This is a genomic window from Stenotrophomonas sp. A3_2 (genome assembly GCF_036624925.1).
Lineage (GTDB): Bacteria > Pseudomonadota > Gammaproteobacteria > Xanthomonadales > Xanthomonadaceae > Stenotrophomonas > Stenotrophomonas hibiscicola.
Map to the genome: position 1 here is coordinate 24,482 of NZ_JAZKVY010000341.1, position 12,657 is coordinate 37,138.

12 protein-coding genes are annotated in these 12,657 nt (G+C 65.8%); 5 read left to right on the forward strand and 7 right to left on the reverse strand.

The features are described 5' to 3' along the window. Positions 1-17 precede the first annotated feature (17 nt). The 4 genes from R5H29_RS18115 to R5H29_RS18130 all read right to left on the reverse strand — a co-directional run bounded on the left by R5H29_RS18115 (position 18) and on the right by R5H29_RS18130 (position 3,150). A complete protein-coding gene (locus R5H29_RS18115) occupies positions 18-653 on the reverse strand; it encodes a glutathione S-transferase family protein (RefSeq protein WP_019660429.1) in 636 nt (211 codons plus the stop codon). Between the two features lie 56 nt (positions 654-709). Continuing rightward, entirely contained in the window at positions 710-1,045 is a 336-nt protein-coding gene (locus R5H29_RS18120) for a hypothetical protein (protein ID WP_019660430.1), read from the reverse strand. A 74-nt stretch (positions 1,046-1,119) separates the two neighbouring features. Then, the gene (locus R5H29_RS18125) at positions 1,120-1,515 is read right to left on the reverse strand and encodes a hypothetical protein (RefSeq protein ID WP_021203025.1); all 396 of its coding nucleotides are present in this window, start codon (positions 1,513-1,515) and stop codon (positions 1,120-1,122) included. A gap of 117 nt (positions 1,516-1,632) precedes the next feature. Next, positions 1,633-3,150, reverse strand: a complete 1,518-nt coding sequence (locus R5H29_RS18130) for a fumarate hydratase (RefSeq protein WP_019660432.1) — start codon at positions 3,148-3,150, stop codon at positions 1,633-1,635. Between the two features lie 148 nt (positions 3,151-3,298). On the opposite strand from R5H29_RS18130, the gene R5H29_RS18135 reads away from it, so the two are divergent. The 4 genes from R5H29_RS18135 to R5H29_RS18150 all read left to right on the forward strand — a co-directional run bounded on the left by R5H29_RS18135 (position 3,299) and on the right by R5H29_RS18150 (position 7,687). Then, entirely contained in the window at positions 3,299-4,195 is an 897-nt protein-coding gene (locus tag R5H29_RS18135) for an RNA polymerase sigma-70 factor (protein ID WP_134735842.1), read from the forward strand. A 36-nt stretch (positions 4,196-4,231) separates the two neighbouring features. Next, on the forward strand, positions 4,232-4,681 hold the full coding sequence (locus R5H29_RS18140) for a carboxymuconolactone decarboxylase family protein (protein ID WP_171952827.1): 450 nt from the start codon (positions 4,232-4,234) through the stop codon (positions 4,679-4,681). A 274-nt stretch (positions 4,682-4,955) separates the two neighbouring features. Beyond that, the gene (locus R5H29_RS18145; protein WP_021203023.1) at positions 4,956-6,827 is read left to right on the forward strand and encodes an ABC transporter ATP-binding protein; all 1,872 of its coding nucleotides are present in this window, start codon (positions 4,956-4,958) and stop codon (positions 6,825-6,827) included. 80 nt (positions 6,828-6,907) lie between these two features. Beyond that, on the forward strand, positions 6,908-7,687 hold the full coding sequence (locus R5H29_RS18150) for a ferredoxin--NADP reductase (RefSeq protein ID WP_019660436.1): 780 nt from the start codon (positions 6,908-6,910) through the stop codon (positions 7,685-7,687). Positions 7,688-7,781: 94 nt separating this feature from the next. On the opposite strand, the gene R5H29_RS18155 is transcribed toward R5H29_RS18150, so the two are convergent. Further along, positions 7,782-8,261, reverse strand: coding sequence for a glutathione peroxidase (locus R5H29_RS18155; RefSeq protein WP_332329572.1), 480 nt, complete (start codon positions 8,259-8,261; stop codon positions 7,782-7,784). 130 nt (positions 8,262-8,391) lie between these two features. Between R5H29_RS18155 and R5H29_RS18160 the strand changes: the two genes are divergently transcribed. Beyond that, positions 8,392-10,557 carry a M3 family metallopeptidase gene (locus tag R5H29_RS18160; RefSeq protein ID WP_155029833.1) on the forward strand — a complete coding sequence of 722 codons (2,166 nt, stop codon included), beginning with the start codon at positions 8,392-8,394 and terminating at the stop codon, positions 10,555-10,557. 63 nt (positions 10,558-10,620) lie between these two features. On the opposite strand, the gene R5H29_RS18165 is transcribed toward R5H29_RS18160, so the two are convergent. Both R5H29_RS18165 and cfa read right to left on the reverse strand, forming a co-directional pair. Continuing rightward, positions 10,621-11,247, reverse strand: coding sequence for a hypothetical protein (locus R5H29_RS18165; protein WP_332329573.1), 627 nt, complete (start codon positions 11,245-11,247; stop codon positions 10,621-10,623). A gap of 276 nt (positions 11,248-11,523) precedes the next feature. Beyond that, on the reverse strand, positions 11,524-12,639 hold the full coding sequence (cfa, locus tag R5H29_RS18170) for a cyclopropane fatty acyl phospholipid synthase (protein WP_332329574.1): 1,116 nt from the start codon (positions 12,637-12,639) through the stop codon (positions 11,524-11,526). Positions 12,640-12,657: the final 18 nt, after the last annotated feature.

The following is a 12,657-nucleotide window of genomic DNA, read 5'->3' on the forward strand; positions in this document are numbered from 1 at the left end:
CGGCGCTGCAGAACGGGCTACTGCCAGTCGGTGATGCCCTCGCGGCGATACACCTCGGCGAACGCCGGGCGCGCCTTCATCGACGTGGCATGCGCCTTCAGCGCCGGCCAGGTGTCGCTGGGCCTCGGCATGTTGCGCGACCAGCGCATCAGCATCACCAGCATGTAGTCGGCCACGCAGGGCGTGGCGCCCAGCAGGTAGGGGCCATGTGCATGCAGGTGCGCGGCCACATGCTGCCAGGCCGCTTCCAGGCGCTGCCGTGCCATCCCGCGGCTGGCCTCGATATTCGCCTCGCCCGCCATTTCGTGTGGATAGAACCAGGCTCGATAGGCCGGCTGCAGCGTATTGGCACACCAGAACATCCAACGGTAGGCATCGGCGCGCTGCGGTGTGCCCAGCGCGGGCAGCAGGTTGGCGTCCGGATGGCGATCAGCCAGGTACAGTGCAATGGCCGCCGCTTCGGTCAGTACCAGGCCATCAATCAGCAGCGTCGGCACCACGCCAGCAGGGTTCAGTGCCAGGTACTCAGCCGACTTGTGCTCGCGTGCGTCGAAATCCAGCAGCACCAGTTCGTGCTCGATGCCGAGTTCGATCAGCAGCCAGTGCACCACCAGGGCGGCGGTGCTGGTCGAACCATACAGCGTGGTGCTCATGCGCAAGTCCCGGGTGGATGAATCGGCCGATTATGCCCTGCACGGGCAATCGTTGCTCAGCCGCAGCGGCTCATGCAGGTATCGCGGCCTTCGCTACAGGACATGATCGGCGTGCGTATCGCGCAGTCGTGTGTCTTCAGTTCACAGGAACGGCGCAGTTCGGGATTGGCAACGTCCTTGCAGCGTTTGTCCGGCGCCGGCACCATCTGTTGTTCGCAGCTGAAGTCGTTGCTGCCGATACTCCCCCGCGCCATGCAGCTCCGATAATCGGCCTGGCATTGCACGCGGCACTGCGAGGAGGCGGAGAAATCCGCACCTTCATAGGAGGACGTTGTGCTGCAGCCGGCCAGGACCAGCAGGAACACAGTCGCGACGGATCGATGCAGGCGCATGGGCACATCCAGTGCAGGGATGTGCCGACCCTAGCAGACTACGGTTACTCGTGCAGGCCCGACGCGCGCCCCGATCAGTACACGGGAACACCGGTGTCGGTGCGAACGTCATTCACGGTGCCGCCGCAGGAGAGCAGGCATTGGGCGTACGGAGCGCCGCATGAAGGAAGCACCGGGGGACCGCAGTAGTTGCCGGCACCGTTGCCCCCTTCGCAGTTGTGCCGCTGCTTGTCATCGGCGATATCACTGCAACGGCTGATGACCCGGCTCTTCTCGCTTTCGCAGCTGCGCTGATCCGACTCGGCAAGGGCGCGGTTGTGGAAGTCGCACGTTGCCTTCCGGTTCTCGCAGACCGACGCGCAGATCTTCCCCGCTTCGTGGGTGGGAGGCTCGACGAAGTAACGTGGCCCGCAGGCGCTGCACGCCAGCGCAGCGACCAGCAACACGAAAACACGCGGCCACTGCAGCACGATGGACTCCCTTCCAGAACGCCAGCCAGTACGTTAGCAGAGCAGGCCACGCGCAGGCAGGCTGCACACAACAACGGCGCCACACGGGCGCCGTTGTCTGAACACTGGGTGGAAGGATTACTCCACCACCACCGGAATCTTGCCAATACGGGCCTGCCATTCGCGCGGGCCGGTCTTGTGCACCGATTCGCCGGTGGAATCGACGGCCACGGTCACGGGCATGTCCTGCACGGTGAACTCGTAGATCGCTTCCATGCCCAGGTCGGCGAAACCGACCACCTTGGCCGCCTTGATCGCCTTGGACACCAGGTAGGCCGAACCACCAACGGCCATCAGGTAGGCCGACTTGTGCTTCTTGATCGCTTCGATGGCGGCCGGGCCGCGCTCGGCCTTGCCGACCATGCCCAGCAGGCCGGTCTGCGCCAGCACCTGCTCGGTGAACTTGTCCATGCGGGTCGCCGTGGTCGGGCCGGCCGGGCCCACCACTTCGTCGCGCACAGGATCTACCGGGCCGACGTAGTAGATGAAGCGGCCCTTCAGATCCACCGGCAGTTCCTCGCCCTTGTTGAGCATGTCGACCATGCGCTTGTGCGCGGCGTCGCGGCCGGTCAGCAGCTTGCCGTTGAGCAGCAGGGTCTGGCCCGGCTTCCAGCTGGCCACGTCTTCCGGGGTGATCGTGTCCAGGTCCACGCGGGTGCCCTTGGACGCGTCATAGGTCAGTTTCGGCCAGTCTTCCAGCGACGGCGGGTCCAGCATCACCGGGCCGCTGCCATCCAGGGTGAAGTGCGCATGGCGGGTGGCCGCGCAGTTCGGGATCATCGCCACCGGCAGGTTGGCCGCGTGGGTCGGGTAATCCTTGATCTTGATGTCGAGCACGGTGGTCAGGCCCCCCAGGCCCTGCGCACCAATGCCAAGCGCGTTGACCTTCTCGTACAGCTCCAGGCGCAGCTCTTCAATGCGGTTGGACGCGCCCCGGGCCTGCAGTTCGGTGATGTCGATCGGCTCCATCAGCGCTTCCTTGGCCAGCAGCATCGCCTTCTCGGCGGTGCCACCGATGCCGATGCCGAGCATGCCCGGCGGGCACCAGCCGGCGCCCATGGTCGGCACGGTCTTCAGCACCCAGTCGACGATGGAGTCGGACGGGTTGAGCATGGCGAACTTGGTCTTCGCTTCCGAACCACCGCCCTTGGCGGCGACGATCACGTCGACGGTGTTGCCCGGCACCACCTTGACGTTGACCACGCCCGGAGTGTTGTCCTTGGTATTGATGCGCTTGCCGGCCGGATCAGCCAGCACAGAGGCGCGCAGCTTGTTGTCCGGGTGCATGTAGGCGCGGCGAACGCCCTCATTGGCCATCTCTTCCACGCCCATGGTGGCGTCGTCCCAGCGCACGTCCATGCCGATTTCCAGGAACACGGTGACGATGCCGGTGTCCTGGCAGATCGGGCGGTGGCCCTCGGCGCACATGCGCGAATTGATCAGGATCTGGGCCATCGCTTCCTTCGCGGCCGGCGACTCCTCGCGCTCGTAGGCAGCGGCGAGGTTCTTGATGTAGTCGACCGGGTGGTAGTACGAGATGTACTGCAGCGCGTCGGCGATGGACTGGATGAGGTCTTCCTGCTTGATCGATGTCACGGCTTGCTCGCTTGCTCGAGGCTGGCGGGGGTAATCCGCCCATTTTACCCCCTCCCCCGGCCCCGGGGTGGTCGTGCTGGGCGCTGGCCGGCAAGATCAGATCCAGAAGCCCTGTCACGCCCCGCCCCGTTGGCGCGTCCTTGCCCACATGAACGCCGAAACCGCTTTCCAGACCCACCGCCCGCGCCTGATGGCCCTGGCCTATCGCCTGCTCGGCAGCCGCGCCGACGCCGAAGACGTGGTCCAGGATGCCTGGCTGCGCTGGTCCGGCGCCGATCCGGCCGGCGTCCGCGACCCCGAGGCCTGGCTGGTCACCACCACCACCCGGCTCGGCCTGGACCGGCTGCGTGCGGCCAAGCGCGAGCGCGCGCACTACGTCGGGCCGTGGCTGGCCGAGCCGCTGGCCGTCACGCTGGAGCCTGACCCGGCGCCCGGCCCGGCCCAGCTGCATGCGCTGGCCGACGATGTCTCGGTGGCCTTCCTGACCTTGCTCGAACAACTCGGCCCCGAAGAACGCGCCGCCTTCCTGCTGAAAGAGGCCTTCGACCACGACTATCGCGAGATCGCCGAGCTGATCGGTCACAGCGAGGCCAACTGCCGGCAGATGGTGCACCGTGCCCGGCGACGCCTGCAGGCCCGGCGGCCGCGCTTCAACGCCGATGCCAGCCAGCACCGGCAGCTGCTGGCGCGCTTCATGGACGCCTCGCAGCGCGGCGACAGCGAGGCGATCCAAGCCCTGCTGCACGCCAACGCGCAACTGGTCTCCGACGGTGGCGGCGTGGTTACCGCAGCGATCCGCCCACTGCTGGGTGCCGAGCGCATCGGCCGCCTGTTCTGGGCCATCGCACGCCGTGGCGCGGTGCATCCGGCCCACCTGGGCTGCGTCAATGGCGAGCCGGCGATTCTGCGCTTCCAGGGCGACCGCCTGCACTCGATCACCACCATCGAAGTGGTCGATGGCCGCATCGCCAACGTGTACAGCGTGTTGAATCCGGAGAAGCTGCCGGACGTTGTCACGCGCGGCGACGGTACGGCGTCCTGGTAGTGAAAGGCGGCCACTGTGGCCGCCGTGGAGCCCACGATGTCGAACCATGCCTCTCCCCGCGTCGCCTACACCCGCCTGGCCGCCGAGGCCTTCAAGGGCCTGCTGGCCACCAGCCAGGCGGTGCATGACAGCTCGGTCGATCCGACCCTGATGGAACTGGTGTTCCTGCGCGTGTCGCAGCTCAACGGCTGCGGCTACTGCATGGACATGCACGGCACTGCGCTGCGCAAGGGCGGCATCGAGCCGCGCAAGCTCGATACGCTGCCCGCCTGGCACGAAAGCCGCTTCTTTGATGCCCGTGAACGTGCGGCGCTGGGCTGGGCCGAGGCGCTGACCCGGCTGACCGACGGTGCGCCGTCGCAGGCGGCGTTCGATGCACTGGCACCGCACTTCGATGAGAAGGGCATCAGTGACCTGAGCATGGGCATTGCGGTGATCAATGCGTGGAACCGGCTGGGTGCGGGGTTGCTGCCGCCGCTGCCGTAAAAGGGGCCTGTTGGCCGGGCTGCCGCCCGGCACCCGCAGAGGCCAGAGCAACAGCTGGAGCAACGGCAGAAGCTGGCTCTTCTGCGGGTTGGCAGGGTGGGTCCACGCCATGCGTGGATGCGGGAGGGTCGGATCCCTTCGCTTCGCGATGGGCTCTGACCCGATCCGGGCTGATGGGGTCAGAGCCCGTTGCGTGGCAGAGGGATCGGACCCCGGTGCCGGCCACACGGCTGCACTGACCCCCTCTGCACGTATCAGGCCGCACAATATGCGCATGCCTGCTACCCCCACCGCTGGCGCCGCCGCCGCGAACAGACCCAGCCTGCGCCAGCGCTTCAGGGCGATGCGCAACCTGCCGCCGTTCCTGCGCATGGTCTGGAAAACCAGCCCCGCGCTCACCCTGGCCAGCCTTGGCCTGCGGCTGATCCGGGCGCTGCTGCCGGTGGCGATGCTGTACGTGGGCAAGCTGATCATCGACAGCGCCCTGCACCTGAGCCAGCACGGTGCCGGCTTCCCGCCACTGGGCGAGGCGCTGTCCAGCGGGCTGCTCAATCCACTGCTGGGCCTGCTGGCGCTGGAATTCGGCCTGGCCATCGCCTCGGACCTGCTCGGCCGGCTGGTCAGCTACGCCGATGCGCTGCTCTCGGAACTGTTCGCCAATGCCACCAGCATCCGGCTGATGGAACACGCCGCAACGCTGGACCTGGAGGACTTCGAAGACCCGGACCTGCAGGACAAGCTGGACCGTGCGCGGCGCCAGACAATGGGCCGGATGAACCTGATGAGCCAGCTGTTCGGCCAGGTACAGGACGCGATCACCGTGGCCAGCCTCGCCGTCGGCCTGCTGGTCTACGCGCCGTGGCTGATCCTGCTGCTGGCGCTGGCACTGGTGCCGGCCTTCATCGGCGAATCGCACTTCAACGCGGCCGGCTACAGCCTCAACTTCCAGTGGACGCCCGAGCGCCGCCAGCTCGACTACCTGCGCCAGCTCGGTGCCAGCGTGGAAACGGCCAAGGAAGTGAAGATCTACAACCTGCACCGCTTCCTGGTGGAACGCTACCGGCGGCTGTCGGTGGCGCTGTTCCAGGCCAACCGTGCACTGGCCCGGCGCCGCGCGTTCTGGGGCACGCTGCTGGCTGCACTGGGCACGCTGGGGTACTACACCGCCTACGCCTACATCGCGTGGCGCACGGTGCGCGGCGACTTTTCGATCGGCGACCTTACCTTCCTCGCCGGCAGCTTCCTGCGCCTGCGCCAGCTGCTGGAAGGCCTGCTGATCGGCTTCTCGCAGGTCGCCAGCCAGGCGCTGTATCTGGATGACCTGTTCTCGTTCTTCCAGATCGAGCCGGAAATCCACTCGCGTGAAGGCGCCGTGCGCGTGCCGCAGCCAATCCGCCAGGGCTTCGTGTTCGAGAACGTCGGCTTCCGCTATCCCGATGCCGAACAGTGGGCGGTGCGCCATCTGGATTTCCAGCTGTACGCAGGTGAAGTGCTGGCCCTGGTCGGCGAGAACGGCGCCGGCAAGACCACGCTGGTGAAACTGCTGGCACGGCTGTACGAGCCGGACGAAGGCCGGATCCTGCTCGATGGCCGCGATCTGCGCGACTACGACCTGGACGACCTGCGCGCCAACCTCGGGGTGATCTTCCAGGACTTCGTGCGCTACAACCTCAGCGCGGGCGAGAACATCGGCGTTGGCCAGGTCGAGGCGATGGACGACCAGGCGCGCATTGCCGACGCCGCAAGGCGCGGCATGGCCGAGGAAGTGATCGAGGACCTGCCCGGTGGCTACGACCAGCAGATCGGCCGGCGCTTCAAGCAGGGCGTGGACCTGTCCGGCGGCCAATGGCAGAAGATCGCCATCGCGCGCGCATGGATGCGCGATGCGCAGGTCATGATCCTGGATGAGCCAACCGCAGCGCTGGATGCGCGCAGCGAGTTCGAGGTGTTCCAGCGGTTCAGGGAACTGGCGGATAATCGCACCGCAGTGCTGATTTCCCACCGCTTTTCCTCCGTACGCATGGCCGACCGCATCCTGGTCCTGGCCGACGGCCGGATCGAGGCCAGCGGCACCCACGCGCAGCTGATGGCACAGGGTGGCCGCTACGCCGAGCTGTTCGAGCTGCAGGCGGCGGGTTATCGCTGAGAACGCCTCTCGTTCCGCCCAATGAGAACCTGTCTCATTTGAGATAGAATCACCCCCGACGACTTTTGATAGATACGCCCATGTCCACCGCTTTTGGCGCCGAAACGGTGCTTGAGGTCCGCCACTGGACCGACGCCTACTTCAGTTTCACCACCACCCGCGACAGCGGCTTCCGCTTCGAGAACGGCCAGTTCGTGATGATCGGCCTGGAAACCGAGGCGCGCCCGTTGCTGCGTGCCTACTCCATCGCCAGTGCCAACTGGGAAGAGCAGCTGGAGTTCTTCAGCATCAAGGTGCAGGACGGCCCGCTGACCTCGCGCCTGCAGCACATCAAGCCGGGCGACAAGGTGCTGGTCGGCAAGAAGCCCACCGGCACCCTGCTGATCAGCGACCTGCACCCCGGCAGGAACCTGTACCTGCTGGGCACCGGCACCGGCCTGGCGCCGTGGCTGTCAGTGATCAAGGACCCGGAAACCTACGAGCGCTTCGAGAAGGTGATCCTGTGCCACGGCGTGCGCTACGAGAAGGACCTGGCCTATCGCGATTACTTCGAGAAGGAACTGCGTGAGCACGAGTTCCTCGGCGACATGATCGGCGACAAGCTGCTGTACTACCCGGCCGTCACCCGCGAGCCCTTCGCCAACCAGGGCCGCCTGACCTCGCTGATGGAAAGCGGCCAGATGCAGCGCACCCTCGGCCTGCCGGAACTGAGCCCGGAAAACGACCGTGCGATGATCTGCGGCAGCCCGCAGATGCTGGCCGACCTTCGCACCGTGCTCGATGCCCGGGGTTTCCAGGTTTCGCCGCGCATCGGCCAGCCGGGTCACTACGTGTTTGAGCGCGCGTTCGTCGAGAAATAATCCATCGTATCTGTAGAGCCGAGCCCGCGCTCGGCTTGCGCGCGGCGCGCGCTCTCGGAGTCAGCCGGAAAAGCAGCCGAGCGTGGGCTCGGCTCTACAGCAGCGCTTCAATCGCGCCGCGCAGCTGTTCCGGCCTGGTGGTGGGCGCATGCCGCGACACCACCCGCCCTTGGCGATCAACCAGGAACTTGCTGAAATTCCACTTGATACGGGCACTGCCAAGCAGGCCGCGCTTCTCGCGTGACAGCCAGGCCCACAACGGATCAGCCCCCTCGCCGTTGACCTCGATCTTCTCCGAAAGCGGAAAGCTGACCGGATAGTCCAGCGAACAGAACTGGCGGATCTGCGCCGCATCCCCAGGCTCCTGCGCACCGAACTGGTTGCAGGGAAAGCCGATCACCACCAGGCCGCGCTCGCGATAGTCCTGCCAGAGCTGTTCCAGCCCCCTGTACTGCGGGGTGAAGCCACAGCGGCTGGCGACGTTCACCAGCAGCAACGGGTGGCCCTGATAACGGGCCAACGCATGCGGCTGGCCGTCGATGTCACGGAAACTGAAATCGTAGGCGCTGGTCATGATGGCGGGCCGTGGGCGGTGAATGCATGGTACCCGCGCCCGGCCCCGGCAACATGCCTTTTGACACAAGTGCGGACGCCGCCGGCCGGGTTACCCTCGGGCCCTTGTTTGCCTTACCGGAGTTCCTGCCTTGACCACCCGCCTTGCCCTTGCCGTGGCCATGTCCCTCGGCCTTGCCCTGCCCGCCTTCTCGGCCGGCGCCGCCCCGGCCGCCAGCAGCACCGCTCAGCAGGCCAATCCGTTCTTCGCCGAAAGCCCGTTGCCGCTGCACTTCCCACAGTTCGACAGGATCAAGGACAGCGACTTCGCCCCGGCCTTCGACGCCGGCATGGCGCAGCAGCTGAAGGAAGTGGAAGCGATCGCCAACAACAAGGCCAAGCCGACCTTCGACAACACCATCATCGCCCTGGAGAAGAGCGGTGACATCCTCGACCGTGCGACCACCGTGTTCTTCAGCCTGGTCGGCGCCGACACCAATGACACCCGCAAGAAGCTGCAGGCCGACTACTCGGCGAAGTTCGCCGCGCACAGCGATGCGATCGCGCTGAACGGCAAGCTGTTCGCCCGCATCCAAGCGCTGTATGACACCCGCAGCCAGCTGGGCCTGGACGCCGAAGGCGTGCGCCTGGTCGAGAAGTACTACGACAACTACGTGCGCGCCGGCGCCAAGCTGTCCGAGGCCGACAAGGCCAAGCTGAAGGAGATGAACGCCGAACTTGCCAGCCTGGGCACCAGGTTCAGCCAGAACGTGCAGTCGGAAGTGAACGCCTCGGCGATCACCGTCGACGACGTCAAGGAACTGGACGGGCTGTCCAAGGAGCAGATCGCCGCCGCCGCCGAAGCCGCCAAGGCCCGGGGCCTGGAAGGCAAGTATGTAATCACCCTGCTCAACACCACCGGCCAGCCGCCGCTGACCAACCTGGCCAACCGCGCCCTGCGCCAGAAGATCTACGAAGCGTCGGTCAGCCGCGGCAGCCGCGGCGGTGAGTTCGACAACACCGCGCTGGTTTCGCGCATCATGCAGCTGCGTGCCGACAAGGCCAAGCTGATGGGCTTCCCGAACTTCGCCGCCTACAACCTGACCAACCAGACCGCCAAGACGCCGGAAGCGGTCAACGCGATGCTGGGCAAGCTGGCCCCGGCCGCGGTGGCCAACGCCAAGCGCGAAGCCGCCGACCTGCAGGCGATGATCGACCAGGAACAGAAGGCCGCAGGCAAGCCGACCTTCAAGCTGGAACCGTGGGACTGGGCCTTCTACAGCGAGAAGGTGCGCCAGGCCAAGTACAACTTCGACGAGTCGCAGCTGAAGCCGTACTTCGAAATGAAGAACGTGCTGGAGAACGGCGTGTTCCATGCCGCCAACCTGGAATTCGGCCTGACCTTCAAGCAGCGCACAGACCTGCCGGTCTACCACGACGACGTGACCGTCTACGACGTGTTCGACGCCGACGGCAGCCAGCTGGCAATCTTCATCTTCGACCCGTACGCACGCGCCTCCAAGCGCGGCGGCGCGTGGATGAACTCCTACGTCTCGCAGTCGAAGCTGACCGGCTTCAAGCCGGTGGTCGCCAATCACCTGAACATCCCGAAGCCGCCGGCCGGCCAGCCGACCCTGCTGACCTGGGACGAGGTGAACACCACCTTCCACGAGTTCGGCCACGCCCTGCACGGCATGTTCTCCAATGTGAAGTACCCGTACTTCTCGGGCACCTCGGTGCCGCGTGACTTCGTCGAGTTCCCCTCGCAGGTGAACGAGATGTGGGCCGACAACCCGGTCATCCTGAAGAACTACGCCAAGCACTACCAGAACGGTTCGGCGATGCCGCAGGCGCTGCTGGACAAGGTGCTGGCGGCGGCCAAGTTCAACCAGGGCTTCGCCACCACCGAGTACCTGGGTGCAGCGATGCTGGACCAGCGCTGGCACCAGATCGGTGCCGACCAGGTGCCGGCCGCCAAGGACGTGATGGCCTTCGAGCGCGCCGCGCTGGAGAAGGACGGCATCTACTACGCGCCGGTGCCGCCGCGCTACAAGACCCCGTACTTCAGCCACATCATGGGTGGCTACTCGGCCGGCTACTACGCCTACATCTGGTCGGAAGTGCTCGACGCCAACACCCAGAAGTGGTTCAAGGACAACGGCGGCCTGAGCCGCAAGAACGGCGACCACTTCCGCGCCACCCTGCTGTCCAAGGGTGGCAGCGTCGACGCGATGCAGCTGTTCCGCGATTTCGCCGGCCACGAGCCGCAGATCGAACCGCTGCTGGAAAAGCGTGGCCTGACCGGCGCCGGCAACTGATCGCCTGCGCGCTAGCGTGAAACGAAAACCGCCCGGGAGACCGGGCGGTTTTTTTCGTTGAGGTCATCGCCGGAACAATCGTTCCCACCATCGTTTCTGCGTGTTCGCCGCCGGAGCCGTATCCGTATCCAGGGTTTCCGGCACGAACTGCGCCAGCTGCGCCGCGACGGCCTCTGCGTACAGCAACGCGCCATCGGGGGCGCAGTTGAGCAGATTGCTCATGCTGGTCGATGCGTTGAGGTCCATCGGATTCGGCTCGACCACCTCGCTTGCTTCCAGCAATCCGCATCCCTTGCCGATGGCATCATCGACAACGCTCCAGAACACGGCCAGTCGACCATCGGAGAACAGCTCGTGCAGACGCGCGCGCAGGTCATTGTCCCCGGCGTAGTCCGCGCGCATCTGCTTCAGCCGGTCATGCGTGATGAACACACCACCACCGTAGTTTTCGCGCAGGTGGTTGCCTGCAGCGGCGTCCGCCCACTGTGGCGGCACCAGTTGCCGCCAGTCCGCGAAATAGCGGGCAACTACCGGATCGTCGATGAAGAACGAAAGGGCGCTCCCGCGAAGATAGTGATACCGGCGCAGGTGACCGGCCACGATCGCCAGGTACAAAGCATGCCCCTTCTCGAAGGGCACGTCTGCGCTGATCGAGCGAGCCTCGTCGATGCGTTCCTGGAGCTGCTCCATGTAGAACGGCTCGATCCGGAATTGCTGCTGCAGCGGCTCAACCAGCGTCGCGTCCTCCAGCGCACGGAAATAGAGGCCACGGATTTCCGAGTCCGCGACTGGATGGTAGGTGATGTCCCAACCCTTGCTGCAACGCCTTCAGGAATGCGGTAATGCCGCCGACCCGACAGCTTAGCGTCGTCGGCACCCTTGCGGAGAGCAGGCCGTGCAATACCCGTAGTCAACGTCAATGAGTGTCGTATCAGGCCTGATCTATCCCTCTCTCCCGACGCAACACTACCGTGGCACCACGTACCCGCCCGGCACGCCTTCCGGCGACAGCACCAGCTGCCACAGCTGCGCGTGCCGGCAGCGGAAGGTGGCCATCGACCCGGCCAGGTAGAAGCGCCACATGCGGCGGAAATGCTCGTCATAGCGCGCATCCAGCCGTGGCCACGCTGCTTCCACGTTGCGCCGCCATGCCTGCAGGGTCAGGTCGTAGTCGGTGCCGAAGTTGTGCCAGTCTTCCAGCACGAAACGGCCTTCGAACGCCCGGGTGATCTGCGCCGCCGACGGCAGCATCGAGTTGGGAAAGATGTAGCGCGCGATCCACGGGTCGGTGCGATGCCGGGAGACGTTGGTGCCGATGCTGTGCAACAGCAGCAGGCCACGCGGCGACAGGCAGCGTTTGGCCACCTCGAAGAAGCTGGCGTAGTTCTTGTCACCGACGTGCTCGAACATGCCGATCGAGAAGATCGCATCGAACGGTTCGTCCAGCTCGCGGTAGTCCTGCAATCGGATCTCGATCGGCAGGCCCGCGCACAGGTTCCGCGCGAACTCGGCCTGCTCCTGCGAAATCGTCACGCCGACGCCACTCACACCGTAGCGCTCAGCGGCGAACTTCAGCGCTTCGCCCCAACCACAGCCGATGTCCAGCACACGCTGGCCCGGGCGCAGGCCCAGCTTGCGGCAGACCAGGTCCAGCTTGGCTTCCTGCGCGGCATTGAGATCATCGGCATTGCGCCAGTAGCCGCAGCTGTAGACCAGACGCTGGCCCAGCATGGCCTGGTAGAGATCGTTGCCGAGGTCGTAGTGGCGGCGGCCGACCTCGTAGCTGCCCTGCCCGGCCTGCAGGTTGAACAGGCGCGCCTTCAGCGCATCGGCCACTTCGCGCCAGCCGTGCACCCGTTCATCCAGGTGCGCATGCATCAGATGGACAAGGAATTCATCCAGGACGTTGGCATCCCACCAGCCGTCCATGTAGCTCTCGCCCAGGCCGAGCGAGCCGTGGGCCATGACCCGCGCGAAAAAGCGCGGGTCATGCACCTGGATGTCCTGCGGCTGGGTACCGCCGATGCGGACCCCGGCTTCGTGAAGCAGGCCGGTGACCCGCTCCTGCAACCCTGTATCCACGCCACCTCCTCCACTGCG

Bases quoted from the DNA above. Each gene is read 5' to 3' on its own strand.
- R5H29_RS18115 (WP_019660429.1), bottom strand. From the start codon at position 653: ATGAGCACCACGCTGTATGGTTCGACCAGCACCGCCGCCCTGGTGGTG.
- R5H29_RS18120 (WP_019660430.1), bottom strand. From the start codon at position 1,045: ATGCGCCTGCATCGATCCGTCGCGACTGTGTTCCTGCTGGTCCTGGCC.
- R5H29_RS18135 (WP_134735842.1), top strand. From the start codon at position 3,299: ATGAACGCCGAAACCGCTTTCCAGACCCACCGCCCGCGCCTGATGGCC.
- R5H29_RS18140 (WP_171952827.1), top strand. From the start codon at position 4,232: ATGTCGAACCATGCCTCTCCCCGCGTCGCCTACACCCGCCTGGCCGCC.
- R5H29_RS18145 (WP_021203023.1), top strand. From the start codon at position 4,956: ATGCCTGCTACCCCCACCGCTGGCGCCGCCGCCGCGAACAGACCCAGC.
- R5H29_RS18150 (WP_019660436.1), top strand. From the start codon at position 6,908: ATGTCCACCGCTTTTGGCGCCGAAACGGTGCTTGAGGTCCGCCACTGG.
- R5H29_RS18155 (WP_332329572.1), bottom strand. From the start codon at position 8,261: ATGACCAGCGCCTACGATTTCAGTTTCCGTGACATCGACGGCCAGCCG.
- R5H29_RS18165 (WP_332329573.1), bottom strand. From the start codon at position 11,247: ATGGAGCAGCTCCAGGAACGCATCGACGAGGCTCGCTCGATCAGCGCA.